At 65.6% G+C, this 20,815-nt stretch carries 21 protein-coding genes; 8 read left to right on the top strand and 13 right to left on the bottom strand.

From position 1 onward, the window contains the following. Window positions 1-109: 109 nt before the first annotated feature. On the top strand, window positions 110-2,173 hold the full coding sequence (locus tag HMPREF2886_RS10020; RefSeq protein ID WP_042164075.1) for a TonB-dependent receptor: 2,064 nt from the start codon (window positions 110-112) through the stop codon (window positions 2,171-2,173). A gap of 120 nt (window positions 2,174-2,293) precedes the next feature. Here the strand turns inward: HMPREF2886_RS10020 and HMPREF2886_RS10015 are convergent, their stop codons facing one another. Continuing rightward, entirely contained in the window at window positions 2,294-3,046 is a 753-nt protein-coding gene (locus tag HMPREF2886_RS10015) for a helix-turn-helix transcriptional regulator (protein WP_023107216.1), read from the bottom strand. Between the two features lie 190 nt (window positions 3,047-3,236). Here HMPREF2886_RS10015 and lon point away from each other — a divergent pair, with 190 nt between their 5' ends. From lon to cmoB, 6 genes are all read left to right on the top strand, one after another. Continuing rightward, window positions 3,237-5,636, top strand: a complete 2,400-nt coding sequence (lon, locus tag HMPREF2886_RS10010; RefSeq protein WP_003101982.1) for an endopeptidase La — start codon at window positions 3,237-3,239, stop codon at window positions 5,634-5,636. Window positions 5,637-5,746: 110 nt separating this feature from the next. Further along, window positions 5,747-6,151 (top strand): protease inhibitor I42 family protein, encoded by a 405-nt coding sequence (locus tag HMPREF2886_RS10005; protein WP_033972533.1) that lies wholly within the window; start codon window positions 5,747-5,749, stop codon window positions 6,149-6,151. Window positions 6,152-6,249: 98 nt separating this feature from the next. Next, on the top strand, window positions 6,250-7,002 hold the full coding sequence (locus HMPREF2886_RS10000; RefSeq protein WP_033978437.1) for a substrate-binding periplasmic protein: 753 nt from the start codon (window positions 6,250-6,252) through the stop codon (window positions 7,000-7,002). A 131-nt stretch (window positions 7,003-7,133) separates the two neighbouring features. Further along, window positions 7,134-7,706 (top strand): hypothetical protein, encoded by a 573-nt coding sequence (locus tag HMPREF2886_RS09995; protein ID WP_070747225.1) that lies wholly within the window; start codon window positions 7,134-7,136, stop codon window positions 7,704-7,706. A 104-nt stretch (window positions 7,707-7,810) separates the two neighbouring features. Then, a complete protein-coding gene (gene cmoA / locus HMPREF2886_RS09990; protein WP_070747372.1) occupies window positions 7,811-8,551 on the top strand; it encodes a carboxy-S-adenosyl-L-methionine synthase CmoA in 741 nt (246 codons plus the stop codon). Then, window positions 8,548-9,516, top strand: coding sequence for a tRNA 5-methoxyuridine(34)/uridine 5-oxyacetic acid(34) synthase CmoB (cmoB, locus tag HMPREF2886_RS09985; RefSeq protein WP_003085573.1), 969 nt, complete (start codon window positions 8,548-8,550; stop codon window positions 9,514-9,516). The genes cmoA and cmoB overlap by 4 nt, the downstream gene beginning before the upstream one ends. 93 nt (window positions 9,517-9,609) lie before the next feature. On the opposite strand, the gene pdxJ is transcribed toward cmoB, so the two are convergent. The 12 genes from pdxJ to rpoE form a co-directional block, all read right to left on the bottom strand. Then, entirely contained in the window at window positions 9,610-10,356 is a 747-nt protein-coding gene (pdxJ, locus tag HMPREF2886_RS09980) for a pyridoxine 5'-phosphate synthase (RefSeq protein WP_014603231.1), read from the bottom strand. Beyond that, complete coding sequence (gene recO, locus HMPREF2886_RS09975) at window positions 10,349-11,050, bottom strand: DNA repair protein RecO (protein ID WP_033972529.1); 702 nt, start codon at window positions 11,048-11,050, stop codon at window positions 10,349-10,351. Before recO ends, pdxJ begins: the two co-directional genes overlap by 8 nt. 60 nt (window positions 11,051-11,110) lie before the next feature. Continuing rightward, window positions 11,111-12,028: a GTPase Era gene (gene era, locus HMPREF2886_RS09970; RefSeq protein WP_070747223.1), complete on the bottom strand. Its 918-nt coding sequence runs from the start codon at window positions 12,026-12,028 to the stop codon at window positions 11,111-11,113. Continuing rightward, window positions 12,021-12,710: a ribonuclease III gene (gene rnc / locus HMPREF2886_RS09965; RefSeq protein WP_003085565.1), complete on the bottom strand. Its 690-nt coding sequence runs from the start codon at window positions 12,708-12,710 to the stop codon at window positions 12,021-12,023. Before rnc ends, era begins: the two co-directional genes overlap by 8 nt. Continuing rightward, on the bottom strand, window positions 12,707-13,084 hold the full coding sequence (locus tag HMPREF2886_RS09960) for a DUF4845 domain-containing protein (RefSeq protein WP_003085562.1): 378 nt from the start codon (window positions 13,082-13,084) through the stop codon (window positions 12,707-12,709). The genes rnc and HMPREF2886_RS09960 overlap by 4 nt, the downstream gene beginning before the upstream one ends. Before the next feature lie 168 nt (window positions 13,085-13,252). Beyond that, on the bottom strand, window positions 13,253-14,107 hold the full coding sequence (gene lepB, locus HMPREF2886_RS09955; RefSeq protein WP_003101969.1) for a signal peptidase I: 855 nt from the start codon (window positions 14,105-14,107) through the stop codon (window positions 13,253-13,255). Between the two features lie 5 nt (window positions 14,108-14,112). Then, entirely contained in the window at window positions 14,113-15,912 is a 1,800-nt protein-coding gene (lepA, locus tag HMPREF2886_RS09950; protein ID WP_003085555.1) for a translation elongation factor 4, read from the bottom strand. Between the two features lie 149 nt (window positions 15,913-16,061). Then, window positions 16,062-17,486, bottom strand: a complete 1,425-nt coding sequence (gene mucD, locus HMPREF2886_RS09945; RefSeq protein WP_003114183.1) for a serine protease MucD — start codon at window positions 17,484-17,486, stop codon at window positions 16,062-16,064. A 39-nt stretch (window positions 17,487-17,525) separates the two neighbouring features. Continuing rightward, window positions 17,526-17,981: an alginate biosynthesis regulator MucC gene (gene mucC, locus HMPREF2886_RS09940; RefSeq protein ID WP_070747221.1), complete on the bottom strand. Its 456-nt coding sequence runs from the start codon at window positions 17,979-17,981 to the stop codon at window positions 17,526-17,528. Further along, on the bottom strand, window positions 17,978-18,928 hold the full coding sequence (mucB, locus tag HMPREF2886_RS09935; RefSeq protein ID WP_015503450.1) for a sigma factor AlgU regulator MucB: 951 nt from the start codon (window positions 18,926-18,928) through the stop codon (window positions 17,978-17,980). Before mucB ends, mucC begins: the two co-directional genes overlap by 4 nt. A gap of 8 nt (window positions 18,929-18,936) precedes the next feature. Beyond that, window positions 18,937-19,521 carry an anti-sigma factor MucA gene (gene mucA / locus HMPREF2886_RS09930; RefSeq protein WP_003101958.1) on the bottom strand — a complete coding sequence of 195 codons (585 nt, stop codon included), beginning with the start codon at window positions 19,519-19,521 and terminating at the stop codon, window positions 18,937-18,939. A gap of 31 nt (window positions 19,522-19,552) precedes the next feature. Beyond that, window positions 19,553-20,134: an RNA polymerase sigma factor RpoE/AlgU gene (rpoE, locus tag HMPREF2886_RS09925; RefSeq protein WP_003085543.1), complete on the bottom strand. Its 582-nt coding sequence runs from the start codon at window positions 20,132-20,134 to the stop codon at window positions 19,553-19,555. 408 nt (window positions 20,135-20,542) lie between these two features. Here rpoE and HMPREF2886_RS09920 point away from each other — a divergent pair. Continuing rightward, a partial coding sequence (locus tag HMPREF2886_RS09920) for an FAD-dependent oxidoreductase (RefSeq protein WP_139148403.1) occupies window positions 20,543-20,815 on the top strand: 273 nt, incomplete at its 3' end.

Below are 20,815 nucleotides of genomic sequence, written 5' to 3'. Positions count from 1 at the left end.
TATAACATCCCAACAAATACACCGATCCGACCCCGTCGCCCTTCCTCCGGGAAGGGCCTGGGTTCGCTTTCGCCTGAAAAAAGCCCGACCCATGACCATGGAGCCCGCAATGTCCTCTTCCGGCCTTTTCCCTTCCCGTCCGCTCTGGCCTCTCACGCCACTGGCGCTGGCCTGCCTGATCGTTTCGGGGGAAACGTTCGGCGCCGACGGCCGCCCCAGCGAATTACCCTCCCAGGTGATCACCGCCAACCCGCTGGGCAACGAATCTCCCGCCACACCCAGCAGCGTGCTCGAAGGCGACGAGCTGACCCTGCGTCAGAAAGGCAGCCTCGGCGAAACTCTCAACGGCCTGCCCGGGGTGTCCTCCACCTACTTCGGACCGGGCGCCAGCCGACCGGTGATCCGCGGCATGGACGGTGATCGCATCCGCCTGCTGCGCAACGGCGTCGGTGCGCTCGACGCCTCGTCGCTGTCCTACGACCACGCGGTGCCGGAAGACCCCAACAGCGTCGAGCGCCTGGAAGTGGTACGCGGCCCGGCCGCCCTGCTCTACGGCGGCAATGCCATCGGCGGGGTGGTGAACAGCTTCGACAACCGCATCCCCAGTGAACCCGTCGACGGCATCCACGGCAGCGGCGAACTGCGCTACGGCGGCGCCGACACCACGCGCAGCCGTTCCGGCGCACTGGAGGCCGGCGACGGCAACTTCGCCCTGCACGTGGACGCCGCCAGCCGCGAGTTCAACGACGTCAGGATTCCCGGCTACGCCCATTCCAGCCGCCAGCGGCAGATCGACGGCGACACCGGCAAGCATCGGGTGCGGAACAGCGACGGCCGCCAGGACGGCGGCGCCGTCGGTGGCTCCTATCACTGGGAGCACGGTTACGCCGGCCTTTCCTACAGCGGCTACGACAGCAACTATGGCTCGCCGGCCGAGGACGACGTGCGCCTGAAGATGCAGCAGGACCGCTACGCCTTCGCCTCCGAGATCCGCGACCTCGAAGGCCCGTTCACCTCGCTGAAGCTGGACGCCGCCTATACCAAGTACGAGCACAAGGAAATCGAGGACGGCGAGACCGGCACCACCTTCAAGAACGAAGGCTACGAAGGCCGCATCGAGGCCCGCCACCGCCCGCTCGGCCCGCTGAACGGGGTGGTCGGCGCGCAGTTCGCCAACAGCCGCTTCTCCGCCCTCGGCGAGGAAGCCTTCGTGCCGCACACGGAAACCGACAGCGCCGCGCTGTTCGCCCTTGAGGAATGGAAACTCAGCGACCGCCTCGACCTCAGCTTCGGCGCCCGCCTGGAGCACACCCGCGTGGACCCCGACGCCAAGGGCAACGAGCGCTTCGCCGAGAACGACGGTTCGCAGAGCTTCACCACCGGCAGCCTGTCCACCGGCGCGGTGTACAAGCTGACGCCGATCTGGTCGCTGGCCGCCACCCTCAGCTACACCGAGCGCGCGCCGACCTTCTACGAGCTGTACGCCAACGGTCCGCACGCCGCCACCGGCACCTACGAGGTAGGCGATGCCGACGCGGACAAGGAAAAGGCGGTCTCCACCGACCTCGCCCTGCGCTTCGACAACGGCGTGCACAAGGGCAGCGTCGGGGTGTTCTACAGCCGCTTCTCCAACTACATCAGCCTGCTCGCCAGCGGTCGCCATCGCAACGAGGAAGGCGAAGTGGTCGCCGTCAGCGACGACGAGGCGCTGCCGGAATACCTCTACAGCGGCGTTCGCGCGGACTTCTACGGCGTCGAGGCGCAGGACCGCATCCACCTGCTGGAAAGCCCGTACGGCAACTTCGACCTGGAACTCTCCGGGGACTACACCCGCGCCAAGAACAAGGACACCGGCGAACCGCTGCCACGCATCGCCCCGCTACGCCTGAACACCGCGCTGATCTGGGAGTTGCAGCAGTGGCAGGCGCGGGTCGACGTCGAGCACGCCGCCTCGCAGCACCGCGTACCGGAAGAAGAACTCTCCACCGACGGCTACACCACCCTCGGCGCCAGCCTCGGCTACAACTTCGACCTCGGCGAGAGCCGCTGGCTGGCCTTCGTCAAGGGCACCAATCTGACCAACCAGACCGTGCGCTACGCCAGTTCGATCCTGCGCGACCGGGTGCCGGCGGCGGGACGCGGCATCGAGGCGGGGGTGAAGGTGGCGTTCTGAGACAGGCCGTGCGGGACGAATCCGCTCGGTGGATGACGTCCACGCCGTTATCCGCCCTACACCACTCCCGGTAGGGCGAATAACCGCCTGCGGTTATCCGCCGAAGGTGGCGGATGGCGCTCAGCCCTTGCGCAGCGACTTCGGCGTCAGCCCCAGGTAGCGGCGCATCGCCGTGGTCAGCGCGCTCTGGCTGGAGAAGCCGCACTCCTCGGCGATCCGCACCAGGGGCAGGCGGCTTTCCCGCAGCAACCGCGCGGCGCAGTCGAGGCGGACCTTGAGCAGGTACTGGTGTGGGGTCAGGCCGACGCTGTCCTTGAACTGCGCGTGGAAATGGCTCGGGCTGAGGCAGGCGACCTGGGCCAGTTCGGCGACCGTGATGCGCCGTGCCAGGTTCCGCACGATATGCGCGTCCAGGCGCTCCAGGTCGAGCGGCCCGCTGGCCGCCAGGGGCTGCTGCTCGCCGAACAGGCGCAGGTGCAGGGCGCGGATCAGCACTCCGCCGAGGGCACGGGTCAGCAGCGGGTCGCTGCCGTAGCGGGCCAGTTCGGCGCCGGCGTAGCTGAGCAGGTTCTGGAAGTCGGCGTCCAGGGTCGGGTAGCGCGGCGCCTCGAACAGGCGCGCGAGCAGGTCGGGGTCTTCCGGGGTCGGGTTGTCCTCGCCCAGGTCGATGATCAGCATGCGATTGTCGCCCACCCCGGCGAACACGTGGCCCGCCTCGCCCGGCACCAGGCAGGCGCGCATCCGGCAGACTTCCCCGCCACAACCGTTGACCTCGAATTCGGCACGCCCGGCCAGCGACATCACCAGTTGGTGATGCTCGTGGGCGTGGGTGTGCGACTGGTCGGGCAGACAGATGAGGCGGGTGTCGAACATGAACGGCAACTGCTCAATTTTTGCGCACTCTACTCGACTTGCCCGACGCTGCCCAGCACCTTGCCGCAAGTGGTACCCGCGTACCGCGTGCTGCGTGGAAACCTTCGGCAACATCCTTGAACGGACAGGGATTGAAACCCGCCCCCGGGGCCCCATCTAGACTCTCATGTTTCAGTCAGTCAGGTGCCTCATGAGCGACCAGGACGTTAATCCCGAACACATCAGCGACGCGCAGCCCGCCGGCACCGGCCTGGTGCTGCCCGGCCAGACCCTGCCGACCACCCTCTACGTGATCCCGATCCACAACCGCCCGTTCTTCCCGGCGCAGGTGCTGCCGGTGATCGTCAACGAAGAACCCTGGGCGGAAACCCTCGAACTGGTGGCCAAGACCGACCACCATTCGCTGGCCCTGTTCTTCATGGACAATCCTCCGGAAGATCCGCGCCACTTCGACGTCAACAGCCTGCCCGAGCACGGCACGCTGGTCCGGGTGCACCATGCGTCGCGCGAGGGCGGCAAGCTGCAGTTCGTCGCCCAGGGCCTGTCGCGGGTGCGTATCCGCGGCTGGATCAAGCGCCATCGTCCGCCGTTCATGGTGGAGGTGGACTATCCGAAGACCCCGATCGATCCCAGCGACGAAGTGAAGGCCTACGGCATGGCCCTGATCAACGCGATCAAGGAGCTGCTGCCGCTCAACCCGCTGTACAGCGAGGAGTTGAAGAACTACCTGAACCGCTTCAGTCCCAACGACCCGTCGCCGCTCACCGACTTCGCCGCGGCCCTGACCACCGCGCCCGGCGGCGAACTGCAGGAAGTGCTGGACACCGTGCCGATTCTCAAGCGGATGGAGAAGGTCTTGCCGCTGCTGCGCAAGGAGGTGGAAGTCGCGCGCCTGCAGAAGGAACTGTCCGCCGAGGTCAACCGCAAGATCGGCGAACACCAGCGCGAATTCTTCCTCAAGGAACAGTTGAAGATCATCCAGCAGGAGCTGGGCATCACCAAGGACGACAAGAGCGCCGACGCCGACGAATTCCGCGCCCGCCTGGAAGGCAAGGTGCTGCCCGAGCAGGCGCGCAAGCGTATCGACGAAGAGCTGAACAAGCTGTCGATCCTCGAGAGCGGCTCGCCCGAGTACGCCGTCACCCGCAACTACCTGGACTGGGCCACAGCCCTGCCCTGGGGCGTGTACGGCAAGGACAAGCTCGACCTCAAGCATGCGCGCAAGGTCCTCGACAAGCATCACGCGGGCCTCGACGACATCAAGGATCGCATCCTCGAGTTCCTCGCCGTGGGTAGTTTCAAGGGCGAGATCGCCGGCTCCATCGTGCTCCTGGTCGGCCCGCCGGGAGTGGGCAAGACCAGCATCGGCAAATCCATTGCCGAGAGCCTCGGCCGGCCGTTCTACCGTTTCAGCGTCGGCGGCATGCGCGACGAGGCGGAGATCAAGGGCCACCGCCGCACCTACATCGGCGCCCTGCCCGGCAAGCTGGTGCAGGCGTTGAAGGAAGTCGAGGTGATGAACCCGGTGATCATGCTCGACGAGATCGACAAGCTCGGCGCCAGCTACCAGGGCGACCCGGCCTCGGCGCTGCTGGAAACCCTCGACCCGGAGCAGAACGTCGAATTCCTCGACCACTACCTGGACCTGCGCCTGGACCTGTCCAAGGTGCTGTTCGTCTGCACCGCCAACACCCTCGACTCGATCCCCGGACCGCTCCTCGACCGGATGGAAGTGATCCGCCTGTCCGGCTACATCTCCGAGGAAAAACTGGCCATCGCCAAGCGTCACCTGTGGCCCAAGCAGTTGGAAAAGGCCGGCGTGCCCAAGGGCCGCCTGAGCATCAGCGATGCCGCGCTGCGCGCGGTGATCGAGGGCTATGCGCGGGAAGCCGGGGTACGCCAGTTGGAGAAACAGCTCGGCAAGCTGGTGCGCAAGTCGGTAGTCAAGCTGCTGGAAGATCCCGAGTCGAAGGTGAAGATCGGTCCCAGGGACCTCGAGGACTACCTCGGCATGCCGGTGTTCCGCAGCGAGCAGGTGCTTTCCGGGATCGGCGTGATCACCGGGCTGGCCTGGACCAGCATGGGCGGCGCCACCCTGCCGATCGAGGCGACCCGCATCCACACGCTGAACCGTGGCTTCAAGCTCACCGGCCAGCTCGGCGACGTGATGAAGGAATCCGCCGAGATCGCCTATAGCTACATCGGCTCGCACCTGAAGAAGTATGGCGGCGACCCGACCTTCTTCGACCAGGCCTTCGTCCATCTGCACGTGCCGGAAGGCGCCACGCCCAAGGACGGTCCCAGCGCCGGCGTCACCATGGCCAGCGCCCTGCTCTCCCTGGCGCGCAACCAGGTGCCGAAGAAAGGCGTGGCGATGACCGGCGAACTGACCCTGACCGGCCAGGTCCTGCCCATCGGCGGGGTCCGCGAGAAGGTGATCGCCGCGCGCCGGCAGAAGATCTTCGAGCTGATCCTGCCGGAAGCCAACCGCGGCCACTTCGAAGAGTTGCCCGACTATCTCAGGGAAGGGCTGACCGTGCATTTCGCCAAGCGCTACGGCGACGTGGCCAAGGTGCTGTTCCCGGCCTGAGCCGGCGGCGGATGGCCGACCGGTTCGGCCGTCCGCCGCGCCAACCTTGGCACTCGGGCGCCGGCAGGGTTTATGCTGGCGCCCTTTCCATTCGAGCCGAGGAGCGCTGCATGTCCTTTTCCCCCTCCCGTCTGCTGCTGCCATTGTCCATCGTGGTCCTGGCCGGCTGCGCCGGGCAACAGAAGCCGGTGGTCACCCTGGACGACGCCGACGACTGTTCGCCGCTGAAGCTGACGCAAGGCCAGGAACTGGTGCTGACCCTGCCGAGCAATCCCACCACCGGCTTCCGCTGGGAACTGCGCAACCCTGCGGCCAGCGTGCTCAAGCGCCTTGGTCCGGAGGTCTACAGCAATTCCGAAGAAGACAGCGGCCTGGTTGGCAGCGGCGGCGAATCGACCTGGCGCTTCCGCGTCGCCGCCAGCGGCGACGACCGCCTGGAACTGGTCTACCGGCGGCCCTGGGAAAAGGACGCGGAGCCGGCGGAGAGCTTTTCCTGCGCGATCCGGGTGCGCTGAAACCGCTCCCCCCGGCGGACACATTCTGTACGAAGACCGACGTCCTGCGCCGTGGCGACCTGGCCTATCCTGGCAGGCCCCGTCGCCCCGAGGACTCCATGCTCCGCGCCTCCTTCGTCCTGCTCGCCCTGTCCTGCGCCGCTCCTCTGCCCACGCTGGCCGAACCGTTGCGCTTCGCAGGCGACGACGGCTGCCCCTACCTGTGCCCTGGCACGCCGCAGCGGCCCGGCTACCTGGTCGAGGCACTCAGCCAGGTCCTTCGGGAGCCACCGCACTTCGACAGCCTGCCCTGGCCGCGCGCCGTGCAGATGGTCCGCGACGGCCATCGCGACGGCCTGGTCGGCGCCTATGGACTCGACGGCCTGCGGGTCGGCAGCGAGCCCATCGGCTGGGTCGGGCTGGCCTTCTACACCCGCCACGACAGCGACTGGCACTACTCCGGGGATGCTTCCCTGCTCGGCCAGCGCCTGGGCCTCGCCCAGGGCTACGTGAACAATCCGCGCTTCGAAGCCTGGCGCAGCCAGGCCGGCGACGACGACCTGCACCTGCAGGTCCTCGGCGGCGAGCGCGTGCTGCCGCGCAACCTGCAGAAACTGCTGCTCGGCCGCATCGACGTGCTATTGGAAGACCGCGACATCATCGAGCACTACCTGGAGCATCATCCGCAGCTCGCCGGACAGGTCCGCCGCGCCGGCGAACTGCCCGGGCGGCAGCCGCTGCACGTCGGCCTCAGCCCGCACCTGCCGGAGGTCGACGCGCGTCTCGCGGAACTCGACGAAGGGCTGCGTCAACTGCGTCGCGAAGGCACCCTGAAGGTCCTCGGCGAGCGCTATAGGCTTTCTTTCGAATGACTTTCCGGACCGCCGGAAATCCGCCGCCAGACCAGCAACCACGCTGCTTTCAGCCGATTGAATAAATTCCGGCAGGCCTTTTTGGCGTCGTCTATTACTCAATCTACGACGGCACCGAAAGGAGGCGCGTCATGGGCATCGCTCTTCGTTACTCACTGCTCTGGGCATCCACTGTCTTCGTTTCCTCCTGCGGCAGCCTGCTGCCCAGCGAACGAGCGGAAGTCCAATCCCCCTTCGTCGACTACCTCGATGCCGAACTGCGTTATTCCCAGGCGCAACCCGGCAGCACGACCCGTTCGCAGTTGTTCGGGCTGGGCTTCGATCCGTTGACCCAGGGTAACGGCCGCATGCTGTCGTTCATCGACGTGCGGCTCATGTTCATCCAGCCGAACATCCCCATCGATTACCTGCCGGGCGGCCTGGTGCAATGCCTGGAAGCGAAGGACCGTTGCATCGGCTACGCCTTCGACTTCAGCAAGACCGACACCCAGCGGGTCGGCAGCTTCTGGGCGGACGTGTTCAACTTCCGCAAGAAACGGGAGTTGCAGGGCTGGTCGTTCAAGGCGGTGTTCGTCTTCGTCAACGACGTGCTGGTGCACAAGGTCAGCAACGGCGAACCGAACATCCATCGCCTGGAAGACAAGAAGAACCCGCTGGGTCCGCTGCAGGGCGCGGGAGAGTACTTCTCCGACAAGCTCAGGTGATTCGCCTGCGCGCCTGGGTGAATCGTCGCCGCGCAGTTGGGCGACGCTCGTCCCTCGGCTACAATTCGGCCCCCTGAAAAGCCGTGATGCCCGAGGTCACCCGCGTGAGCGAGTCCGATCGCCTGTTCGCCCAACCCCAGCAACGTGTCGCCGACTTCGTGTTCAACGAAGACGTGGTGCGCGTGTTCCCCGACATGATCAAGCGCTCCGTGCCGGGCTACCCCACCATCGTCGAGAACATCGGCGTACTCGGCGCGCAGTTCGCCCAGCCGAACAGCGTGCTCTACGACCTCGGCTGCTCGCTCGGCGCGGTCACCCAGTCGCTGCGCCGCCACGTCCGCAACGATGGCTGCCGGGTGATCGGAGTGGACAACTCGCACGCGATGATCGAGCGCTGCCGTGAATACCTGCATGCCCAGGACGCCATGTACCAGGAGCTGCTGCCGGTCGAGCTGATCGAGGCCGACATTCTTGCCCTGGACCTGCAACCTACCTCGCTGGTGGCGATGAACTTCACCCTGCAGTTCGTCGCCCCCGACCAGCGTCTCGGCCTGCTGCGCAGGATCCGCCAGGCGCTGCTGCCCGGCGGCGCGCTGATCCTCTCGGAGAAACTGCGCTTCGCCGATGCGCAGGAGCACGCGCTGCTCACCGACCTGCACATCGCCTTCAAGCGTGCCAACGGCTACAGCGAGCTGGAGATCGCGCAGAAGCGCAGCGCGCTGGAAAACGTCATGCTTCCCGACACCTTCGAGGAACACCGTGAACGGCTGCTGGCCGCCGGCTTCAGCCGGGTCAGCCAATGGTTCCAGTGTCTCAACTTCGCCTCGATGATCGCCCTGCCATGATCCAGCACCTCGCCCTCGACGCCCTCCAGCGACACCTTGCCGGCTCGCCGCTGTACGGCTGGGCAACCAGCCTGCCCGCGCAGATCGCCGCGCGCATCGAGGAGGGCCACGGTGACCTGGCCCGTTGGTGGAGCGCGGTCCAGCGCCTGCCCCAGGTGCCCGCACCGAAGGTCGAACTGGCCCAGCGCTTCGCCCTGCACAGCGACCACGATGCGGCGCTGCAAGCGCAGGTGAAGGAAGCGCTGCAAGGGCTGATTCCCTGGCGCAAGGGGCCCTTCGACTTCTTCGGCGTGCAGGTCGATACCGAATGGCGTTCCGACTGGAAATGGGAGCGTGTCTCGCCACATGTCGAACTGCGTGGCAAACGCGTCCTCGACGTCGGTTGCGGCAACGGCTACTACCAGTGGCGCATGCTCGGCGCCGGCGCGGAAAGCGTGGTGGGGGTCGACCCGAACTGGCTGTTCCTCTGCCAGTTCCTCGCCGCCAAGCGCTACTTGCCGGAGCTGCCCGCCTGGCACCTGCCGCTGGCCCTGGAAGACCTGCCGGAGAAGCTCGAAGGCTTCGACACGGTGTTCTCCATGGGCGTGCTCTATCACCGTCGCTCGCCCATCGACCACCTGCTGGCGCTCAAGGACTGCCTGAAGCGCGGCGGCGAACTGGTCCTGGAGACCCTGGTGGTGGAAGGCGACGCCAGCACCGTGCTGGTGCCCGAGGACCGCTACGCGCAGATGCGCAACGTCTGGTTCCTGCCCTCGGTGGCGGCCCTGGAACTCTGGCTGCGCCGCGCCGGGTTCGCCGACGCGCGCTGCGTCGACGTCAGCCTGACCAGCGTCGAGGAACAACGCTCCACCGAATGGATGCGTTTCCAGTCGCTGCCGGAATTCCTCGATCCGCAGGACCGTTCGCGAACCGTCGAAGGCCTGCCGGCGCCGATGCGCGCCACGCTGGTGGCGCGCAAGCCCTGACAGCGGATATGAAAAAGCCCATCCGAGGATGGGCTTTTTCATGGGCTCTATCCCGTCCTGAACAAGGTTTACAGGACGCGGGGCGCGATTGCCTCAGCGCTTGGCCGCCGCGGCCAGCATCAGCGCTTTCATCTCGGCCACCGCCTGCCTGAAGCCGACGAACAGGGCGTGGGCGACGATGGCGTGGCCGATGTTCAGCTCGTTGATGCCGTCGATGGCCGCGACCGGCTCGACATTGTGGTAGTGCAGGCCATGCCCGGCGTTGACGATCAGGCCGAGGGAACGCCCGAGGGCCACGCCCTCGCGTACCCGCTGCAGCTCACGGGCCTGCTCCTCGGGGTCTTCGGCGTCGGCGTAGCGACCGGTATGCAGTTCGATAGCCGGCGCGCCGACCCGGGCGGAGGCCTCGATCTGCCGCGGATCGGGATCGATGAACAGCGACACTTCGCTGCCCACCGCAGCCAGGCGTCGCACCGCGTCGCGGATGCGCTGTTCCTGGCCGGCGACGTCGAGGCCGCCCTCGGTGGTCAGTTCCTCGCGGCGCTCGGGGACCAGGCAGCTATGCGCCGGTCGGATCTCCTCGGCGAAGGCGAGCATTTCCTCGGTGACCCCCATCTCGAAGTTCATCCGCGTCTGCAGCACTTCCTTGAGCACTCGCACGTCGCGTTCCTGGATATGCCGGCGGTCCTCGCGCAGGTGCACGGTGATACCGTCGGCGCCGGCTTCCTCGGCGTCCAGGGCGGCCTTCACCGGGTCCGGATAGCGGGTGCCCCGGGCCTGGCGCAGGGTGGCGACGTGATCGATGTTCACGCCGAGCAGAATTCGAGTGGCTTCAGTCACGGGGTGACTCCTTACGGTTCATGAACAGCTCGCGGCTGACCAGCGGCCGGCCGCCCAGATGGGGAGCGAGCGCCTGACGCATCAGGCGCTTGGCCGCCGCCAGGGCGCCGGGGGCGCTCCAGTCGGCGTCGGCCATGGATAACAGTTCGGAGCCCTGGAACAGCCCGGGTTGCAGCTGCGCCACCGGTTCCAGGCCGGCCTCTGGCAAAAGCTGGTACAACGCCTGCGGCTCGATCGGGCGCCCATCGATGTCGACATCGAGAGCGAAACCATAGCCCAGTTGCTCCAGCAGGCGCCATTCGAACGCGCGCAGCAGCGGTTCGATGGGTCGCCCCGCCGCCAGCAGCGGCAGGGTCGCGGCGTAGTGGGCGAAGATTTCCGGCTGCGGGTCTTCCGCCGGCAACAGGCGGATCAACAGCTCGTTGAGGTAGAGACCGCTGAACAGCGCCTGGCCATTGAGCAGGTTGGGAATGCCGGCGCCTTCCAGGCGAGCCACGGTCTTCAGTTCGCCGCGCCCGCGCCACTCCGCTTCCAGCGGCACGAATGGCCGCGCCAGGGCGCCAGCCTTGCCGCGGGCGCCGCGCAGGACCGCGCGCAGGCGACCCAGCGGGGTGAAGAAGTCCACCAGGGCGCTGGTTTCCTTGTACGGCCGGCTATGCAGCACGTAGGTGGCTTGGGCGGCGGCGAAGGACATGGCGGGTCGACCGGGCGCGAGAGGGATGGCGCCCGGCTGGCGCCGGGCTGCCGGGAACGGTCAGAGGTCGCCGTAGCCCAGCGAGCGCAGGGCGCGCTCGTCGTCGGACCAGCCGCCCTTGACCTTGACCCAGAGGTTGAGCATGACCTTGGAGTCGAACAGCACTTCCATGTCCTTGCGCGCGTTCTGGCCGATGCTTTTGATCCGCTCGCCCTTGTCGCCGATGATGATCTTCTTCTGCCCCTCGCGCTCCACCAGGATCAGCGCATGGATATGCAGGATGCGACCTTCCTGCTTGAACTCCTCGATCTCCACGGTGATCTGGTAGGGCAGCTCGGCGCCGAGCTGGCGCATGATCTTCTCGCGGACCAGCTCGGCGGCCAGGAAGCGGCTGCTGCGGTCGGTGATCTGGTCTTCGGGGAAGAAGTGCTCGCTTTCCGGCAGACGCTCGGCGACCAGCTTCTCCAGCACGTCCAGGTTGGTCCCGTGCTGCGCCGAGATCGGTACTACCTCGGCCTTCGGCAACTGCTGGGTGAGCCATTCGAGGTGCGGCAGCAGGTCGGCCTTCTCCTCGATGCGGTCGGTCTTGTTCACCGCGATCACCACCGGGCAACTGACGTACTGCACGCGCTCCAGGACCATCTGGTCCTCTTCGGTCCAGCGGGTGCGGTCGACCACGAAGATCACCACGTCGACATCCTTCAATGCCGCGCTGGCAGTACGGTTCATGTAGCGGTTGAGGGCCTTCTCGCCGCTCTTGTGCAGGCCGGGCGTATCGACGTAGACGGCCTGCACCTCGCCCTCGGTCTTGATCCCGAGCATGTTGTGGCGGGTGGTCTGCGGCTTGCGCGAGGTGATCGCCAGCTTCTGCCCGAGGATGTGGTTGAGCAGGGTGGACTTGCCCACGTTGGGGCGGCCCACGATCGCCACGTAGCCGCAACGGCTGCCGGCGGGGATGTCGTCGTGCATGTCAGTCATGGCCATTCTCCACGCCCAGGGCCACCAGCGCGGCGGCCGCGGCCACCTGCTCGGCGATGCGGCGGCTGCCGCCGTGCCCGTGGGTCTTGTCGCTCAGCAGGGCCACTTCGCAATCGACGAAGAAGGTCCGGCAATGGGGTTCGCCCTGGATATCCACCACCTCGTAGCGCGGCAGGTCGCAGCCACGCGACTGCAGGAACTCCTGCAGGCGGGTCTTGGGGTCCTTGTTGGTGTCCACCGGGGTCAGCTCGCGCAGTTGCGGTCCGAGCCAGGCGATGATCCGCTCGCGCGCGGAGTCCATGCCGGTATCCAGGTAGATGGCGCCGATCAGGGCTTCCATCGCATCGGCGAGGATCGACTCGCGGCGGAACCCGCCGCTCTTCAGCTCGCCCGAGCCCAGCCGCAGGTAGTCGCCCACCTCGAAGCCGCGCGCCAGCAGGGCCAGGGTCTCGCCCTTGACCAATCGCGCGCGCAGGCGCGAAAGCTGGCCTTCGCGAGCCTGCGGGAAGTGGTGGAACAGCGCCTCGCCGATGACGAAGTTGAGAATGGCGTCACCGAGGAACTCCAGGCGCTCGTTGTTGCGCCCGGCGTAGCTGCGATGGGTCAGGGCCAGGACCATCAGGTCCCGGTCTTTGAAGGTATAGCCGAGCTTGCGCTCGAGTCGGTCCAGCGAATTACTCACGGCATGCGTACACGGAATTCTTTGTCGAAGTGGACCACCAGGTCGATGTTGCTGATCAGTGGCTCGCGTTTTTCATACTTCAGGTGCGCCCGGAATTGGTTGTCTTCCAGTTGCACCTCCAGGGCCTTCTCCAGGTCCAGGTTGCGGATGCCGTTGATCTGCATCCCCTTGCCGACGTAGCTGTAGAACTCCGGCACGGAACGCACCTCGGCCGCCTTGTCGGTCTCCACGGAAGTGATCACCTTCTCCAGCGAGTAGTAATCCATGTAGTGCGGGATGATCTTGAATGCGGCGCTGGCGAAGAACGCCACCACGCCCAGCACCACCAGCCACCCCAGCAGGGACATCCCCTTCTGCGAACGCGCGAACCTCATGTCGGACCTCATGTCAGTGTAGTTATTCCGTCCAGCGAGCGGTAACGCCATCGGGCAGGGCCCTGCGGCGGCGTTCGCGGAAGTGAAAGCGGGGCTGCCCTCGGGAGCAGCCCCGCTTCGCGATTATTCAGCAGGAGCGCCCTTCCGCGTGGCGAACCTGCGCACAGGTCAGTGAATCACGCCGACCCGGGAGAAGTTCGGCAGGTTGCTCATCTTCGGATCGGGCCAGCTCATCCACACGGCGAAGGCCTTGCCGACGATATTGCGGTCCGGAACCATGCCCAGCAGATCCTTGGGGATCTTCGGATCGTTCCAGTAGCGGCTGTCGTTGGAGTTGTCGCGGTTGTCGCCCATCATGAAGTAGTGGCCGGCGGGAATGGTCCACTGGCGGTCGGGCTCGATGCGATAGCGGCTCATTTCCTTGCGGATCAGGTGCTCGGCCTGGCCCAGCTTCTCCTGGTACAGCGTCACGCTGCCCAGGGTGCCCGGTTCCTCGCCGACCAGTTTCTCCGCCACCAGCTCGCCGTTGACGTACAGGCGCTTTTCCTTGGTGTAGCGCACGGTGTCACCGGGCAGGCCGACCACGCGCTTGATGTAGTTGATGTTCGGTTCGCTGGGATAGCGGAACACCATGACATCGCCGCGCTGCGGGTCGCCGATCGGGATCACCTTGGTGTCCAGCACCGGCAGGCGGATACCGTAGGCGAACTTGTTGACCAGGATGAAATCGCCGACCTCGAGGGTAGGTTTCATCGACCCCGAGGGAATCTGGAACGGTTCGACCAGGAAGGAACGCAGCACCAGCACGATGAACAGCACCGGGAAGAACGACTTGCCGTACTCCACCAGCAGCGGTTCCTTGTTGAGCTTCTCCAGCACCGCCGGATCGGGCTCGTTCACCTGCCCTTCATAGGAAGAGATCGCGGCCCGCCGACGCGGCGCGAACAGCACCAGGTCGACCAGGGCCAGGGCGCCGCATACAGCCACGGCGATGACCAGCAACAACGGGAAATTGAGTGTCATGGGTTCTAGCTATCCACTTTGAGCACGGCGAGGAAGGCTTCCTGGGGAATTTCCACGCTACCGACCTGCTTCATCCTTTTCTTACCAGCCTTCTGCTTCTCCAGCAGCTTGCGTTTACGGCTCACGTCGCCACCGTAACACTTGGCCAGCACGTTCTTCCTGAGCGCCTTGACCGTCGAGCGGGCGATGATCTGCCCACCGATGGCTGCCTGGATCGCCACGTCGAACATCTGCCGCGGGATCAGTTCCTTCATTTTCTCCACCAGCTGGCGGCCCTTGTAGGGGGCGTTGTCGCGGTGGACGATCAGGGCGAGGGCGTCGACCTTCTCGCCATTGATCAGCACGTCGAGACGAACCAGGTTGGACGGCTCGAAACGATCGAAGCTGTAGTCCAGGGAAGCATAGCCGCGGCTGGTGGACTTGAGGCGATCGAAGAAGTCGAGCACCACCTCGTTCATCGGCAGGTCGTAGACCACCTGCACCTGGCCGCTGAGGAAGTGCATGTCGCGCTGCACGCCGCGCTTCTCGATGCACAGGGTGATCACGTTGCCCAGGTGGTCCTTGGGCACCAGGATGGTGGCGCGGCAGATCGGTTCGCGCATTTCCTGGATCGACGCCAGGTCCGGGAGCTTGGACGGGTTGTCGACGTAGATGATCTCGCCGTTCTTCTGCACGATCTCGAAGACCACCGTGGGCGCGGTGGTGATCAGGTCCAGGTCGTATTCGCGCTCCAGGCGCTCCTGGATGATCTCCATGTGCAGCATGCCGAGGAAGCCGCAACGGAAGCCGAAGCCCAGGGCTTCGGAGCTTTCCGGCTCGTATTGCAGCGACGAGTCGTTGAGGGTCAGCTTCTGCAGAGCGTCGCGGAAGTCCTCGAAATCGTCCGAGCTGACCGGGAACAGGCCCGCGTAGACCTGCGGCTTGACCCGCTTGAAGCCCGGCAGGACCTCGACGTCCGGCGTGTTGTTCAGGGTCAGCGTATCGCCCACCGGCGCGCCGTGGATATCCTTGATACCGGCGATGATGAAGCCCACCTCGCCCGCCTTCAGGTCGACGGTCTCGGTGTGCTTCGGAGTGAATACCCCGACGCTGTCCACCTGGTGGACCTTGCCGGTGGACTTCACCAGGATCTTGTCGCCCTTCTTCACCCGACCGTTCTTCACCCGTACCAGCGAGACCACGCCGAGGTAGTTGTCGAACCAGGAGTCGATGATCAGCGCCTGCAGCGGCGCCTCGATCTCGCCTTCCGGGGCGGGGATGGCGGTCACCAGGCGCTCCAGCACCTCCAGCACGCCCATCCCGCTCTTGGCGCTGCAGGCCACGGCGTCGGTGGCGTCGATGCCGATGATGCTCTCGATTTCCTCTTTCACCCGCTCCGGCTCGGCCTGGGGCAGGTCCATCTTGTTCAGCACGGGCATCACTTCCAGCCCCTGCTCGATGGCGGTGTAGCAGTTGGCGACGGACTGCGCCTCGACGCCCTGGCCGGCATCCACCACCAGCAGCGCGCCCTCGCAGGCGGCCAGCGAGCGGCTGACTTCGTAGGTGAAGTCGACGTGGCCGGGGGTATCGATGAAGTTGAGCTGGTAGGTCTTACCGTCCTGCGCCTTGTAGTGCAGGGTCACGCTGTGGGCCTTGATGGTGATCCCGCGCTCGCGCTCCAGGTCCATGGAATCCAGGACCTGGGCCTCCATTTCGCGATCGGAGAGGCCGCCGCACATCTGGATGAAGCGATCGGCCAGCGTCGACTTGCCATGGTCGATATGGGCAATGATGGAGAAATTGCGGATATGGCTCAGGTCGCTCACGGCTCAACACACTCGAAAAGGGCAAGGGCGGCAATCCGCCGAAAAATAGCCGGGGAGTTTACCTGATGCTCGGGCAAGGCGTCACGCAGGTAACGGATTGACGGGCATGAAAAAGGGCGGTGGAAACCGCCCTTTTTTCGCCAGCCGGCTTATTCGGCCAGCTTGAAGGTGATGAAGCTGGCGCGTCCCTGGCGCAGCACCCGCATCGAAACCGAACGGTTCTTCGGCAGGGCCTTGGCCACGTCGGCGAAGACCTTGGTCGAGGTCACCGCCTTGTTGTCCAGGTGGGTGATGACATCGCCCGGACGCAGGCCGATGACCGCGGCCGGACCGTCCTGGACTTCCTTGATCACCACGCCGCCCTGGATATCAAGGCTCTTGCGCTGCTCGGCGGTCAGGTCGGCGACGGTCACGCCCAGGCGGTTACTGCTGCGCTCGGCGCCCGGAGCGCCCATCGAGGCGATTTCCTCGTCGTCGTCCGGAAGGCTGCCTACCGCCATGCTCAGGGACTTGCGCTGGCCGTTGCGAATCACGTCCAGGTTGATCTTGTCGCCCGGTTTCATGTTGCCCACCAGGTGCGGCAGGTCGGCGGACTCGTTGATCGACTGGCCGTTCAGGCTGAGGATCACATCGCCCACCTGCAGACCACCCTTGGCCGCCGGGCCGTCTTCCACCAGTTGCGCCACCAGTGCGCCGGACGGCTTGTCGAGGCCGAAGGACTCGGCGAGATCCTTGTTCACTTCCTGGATCACCACGCCCAGCCAGCCACGACTGACCTTGCCGGCTTTCTTCAACTGGTCGGCGACGTTCAGCGCGACATCGATCGGAATGGCGAAGGACAGGCCCATGAAGCCGCCGGAACGGGTGAAGATCTGCGAGTTGATGCCGACCACTTCGCCCTGCAGGTTCAGCAGCGGACCGCCGGAGTTACCCGGGTTGATCGCCACGTCGGTCTGGATGAAGGGTACGTAGCTCTCGTTCGGCAGGCTACGCCCCTTGGCACTGACGATACCGGCGGTGACCGAGTGATCGAAGCCGAACGGCGAACCGATGGCCAGGACCCATTCGCCCACTTTCAGCTTGTTCGAATCGCCCAGTTTCAAGGTCGGCAGGTTCTTCGCCTCGATCTTCAGCACCGCCACGTCGCTGCGCGGGTCCGCGCCGATCAGCTTGGCCTTGTGCTCGCTACGGTCGGACAGGCGCACCAGGATCTCGTCGGCATCGGCCACGACGTGGTTGTTGGTGAGGATGTAGCCGTCGTTGGAGATGATGAAGCCGGAGCCCAGCGATTGCGCCTCGCGCTGCTGGCCGCGCGGATTGCGCGGAACCTGCGGGATGCTGCGCTCTAGGAAGTCGCGGAACATCGGCGGCAGCCCTTCGAGGTCGGGGATAGACAGCTGCCCGCGCGCCATGGCGCGATCCGGCAGCTTCTGCCGCGTACTGATATTCACCACCGCCGGCGACGCCTGTTCGACCAAAGGCGTGAAGTCCGGCAGTTCTGCCCGGGCCGTCATCGCCAGGCTCAAGGCCAGCAAGGCCACCATCGCAGCCATACAGCGTTTTAGGGTATGCATCGACTACAGCTCCCGTGATGTTCGAGGGAAGAGAAAGACTCAGGCCGAATCGGACGGCCCGGAAATCAGCGCTCGCAGAACCACCGGCTGCGAGGCTGGATCATCGGCATGACGACGAGCATGCCGACGCACCAATAGCCAGGCCGCCAGCAAACCCGCCAGCCCGGACACGATGATCAGAGGTTCGACAAGGCCCGCCCGGGTCGCCAGCAATGCTGCCACGAAAAACCCGAGCAGAGGGAAAAGATAGAAGAGGACGGAGGCGCGCAACAACAGGTCTTCATGAATTCCTAGGACGACCGCATCGCCGACCCGCAGGCTCAGGTCGCTCAACGCGCGCACCCGGGCACGCCCCGCGCCGACGCCCAGGCGCTGCATCAGCCCCTGGCCGCAACCGGCATTGACCGAGCAGGACGAGCAGGTACTGCGGCGCACGGTCTCGACCCACACCGCTCCCGGCTCGGTCGCCACCACTCGCCCCTGCTCCTCGATCATTTCTGGGCGGCGGCCTCGGGCCGAATGGACAGCGCCACCCGCTCGGCGGTACCCAGCGGCACTTCGCCGACGACGGTCACCATCTGGCCGCCGTCATCGGTCTGCAGGCGCTTGGAAACCACCACGGTCGGGCCGAGCTGGCTGCGCGCGTCGCCAACCATGGCACCGTGCAGCGGCTCGATGAACACCGAGAATCGTGCCAGGCCATCGCCATAGGTCAGGCAGGCGACCGGATCGGGGGTGACCGGACTGCGACGCATGAAACTGCGGGTCAGGGTGAAACCTGGCGGCAGCCATTCCGAGCGCCAGGCCACGGCCTTCTCGCCGTCGGCCTTGGCCGGGCCGACGACCTGGCATTCGGCGCCCGCCTGCAACTGGTCTTCGGCGGGTGCCGCGCCGGTATTCAACTGGGTGAACTGGAAGCGCTCGAGCAACTGCCCTTTCTCGTTCAGCAGCAGTGATTTCAACGGCAGGCCGGTCTCGCGGTCCAGGTGCAGCTCGAAGCCGTAGCGATGCTGGTCGCGCGGAGTCACCGCGAGGACCACTGCCGGGCGGCCGGCAACACGGGATTCGCCGACCAGGCGCAGGTCGTACCAGGAAGCCAGTTGGGAGGGATCGAACTTGCGCACCGGCCACAACTGGGCATCTGCCAGTTGGTCGGCAAGGCCGCCGCTGATGCACTGGGTGCGCCCGTCGACCCGGACAACTTCCTGGCGCGCGCCGTCGAGCTGGAGCAGGCGCTCGCGAACCGCGCCATCGCTCTCCACGCGATGCCAGATCTCATGGGTGGAGAAACTGCCATTGCGCTCGTAGACGAAGGTGCCTTGGAAACTGTTCTGGCGATCGGCCTCGGCGAGACGATTCAGCCAGTCGGAAGCGTCGGCAGCCTGAGTGGCGGGAACCGCCATCAGGCTGCCAAGCAAAAGCAACAGGGAGGTGGTGCGCATGTCTCTCCTCAGCGGTTTTCCAGGCTGGCTGCCCGAGCGTAGGGCAGCGCGCTCTCTGTACCACTGACGGCGGATTGTTGCACGTGCTGACGCAGGTAGATCGGCAGACGCTGCTCATGCCAGCGGGTATCGCTGGACGAGGAGTTGGTGATCACCTGCGGCGCCCCCTGCTCTTCGCTGTAGCCGGCCAGCACGGCCGGGCCTTTCACCTGCGGCAGGGCGATCTGCGGGGTGGTCCCCTGTTGCGCCATCTGCGGCAGGGCGTCGTTCTGGTTGTACAGACGCACGCCGGCCAGCACCGCCAGGGTCACCGAGGCGGCGACCGCCAGGCGGCCGACCATCCGCCACGGCCCCTTCTCCGCTTTCGGCGGAGCGGCCTCGTCGGCCAGGGCAGCCGAGACCGCCGCAGCGATATCCAGCTTCGGCAGGGTAGGCTCGCGGTGCATGACGGACCGCGCCAGCTGGTAACGCGACCAGGTGGAACGCAGCTCGGCATCCTCGCCGCAAGCTGCGAGCACCCGCCGCAACTCGAGTTCATCCGCTTCGTTATCCATCACAGCGGACAGAGTTTCCTGCAGGGCTTCACGACTCATAGCGATACCTCTCTTGGCATTTGCCGCTGTGTCAGGCTTCTCGCAACAAAGGCTGCAGAGCTTTGTCGATTGCTTCACGAGCGCGGAAGATCCGCGACCGTACCGTCCCCACCGGACACTGCATCACGGTGGCGATATCTTCGTAACTCAAACCTTCGAACTCGCGCAGGGTCAGGGCCGTGCGCAAATCCTCAGGCAATTGCTGGATGGTCTGGTGCACGGTGGCCTCGATCTCATCCCGCAACATCGCCCGTTCCGGCGACTCGATGTCCTTCAGGGCGTGGTCGCCCTCGAAGAACTCCGCATCCTCTGCGGTCACATCGCTGTCCGGTGGCCGACGCCCGCGAGCGACCAGGTGGTTCTTCGCGGTGTTGATGGCGATCCGATACAGCCAGGTATAAAAAGCACTATCGCCGCGGAAATTGCCGAGCGCACGGTATGCCTTGATGAAGGCTTCCTGCGCTACGTCCTGAGCTTCCTGGGCGTCGTGCACGAACCGCACGATCAATCCCAGTATCTTGTGCTGGTATTTCAGTACCAGCAGATCGAAAGCCCGCTTGTCTCCGCGCTGTACCCGTTCAACCAGTTGCTGATCCTGTTCCTGGGTTAGCATGAAAGCTCCTCTTCGAACCTGGAGGAGCTTCGAGCGTCCCAGCGAATCGTCTTGCCAAGATAGACTCGGGCTTCTTGCAAAAATTCTCCCCTCCAAGCATGCGTCACGAGTTTTTTCCTCGCTCGTGACGTGCGGCCCCGGACATCGTGTCCGGGCCCCGCGAAAATGGATTGCATCGGGCTCAGGGCCCGGCCTCTGTGCCGCTGGGTAGGCCAACCGGACGAGGTCTTCAGGCATCCTGCTTTGGAACCGATGCGTCTAAGAAAGTTCCAGCACTACATCGCCCCGCTCTGATGACGCCTGCCGATGACAGGCCCGCAGCTCATCCGCCGGACCGGCAGCGGGGGTGCGCTATTGTGCCGCCAGGCCCTTCTATATACTAGGGCTCCACCACGGGGAAATGCGGGCATGAGCCAACATTATCAACACGATGTACTGGTCATCGGCAGCGGCGCCGCCGGCCTGAGTCTGGCCCTGACCCTTCCGGAACACCTGCGCATCGCCGTCCTCAGCAAGGGCGAACTGTCGCAGGGCTCGACCTACTGGGCCCAGGGCGGCGTGGCCGCCGTGCTGGACGATACCGACACCGTGGAATCCCACGTCGAGGACACCCTGGTCGCCGGTGGCGGCCTGTGCCGCGAGGATGCGGTGCGCTTCACCGTGGAGCATAGCCGCGAAGCG

The organism is Pseudomonas sp. HMSC066A08, from assembly GCF_001813025.1.
Lineage (GTDB): Bacteria > Pseudomonadota > Gammaproteobacteria > Pseudomonadales > Pseudomonadaceae > Pseudomonas > Pseudomonas aeruginosa.
The sequence above is the reverse complement of the archived record's forward strand: the minus strand, read 5'-3'. Positions and strand labels throughout refer to the sequence as shown.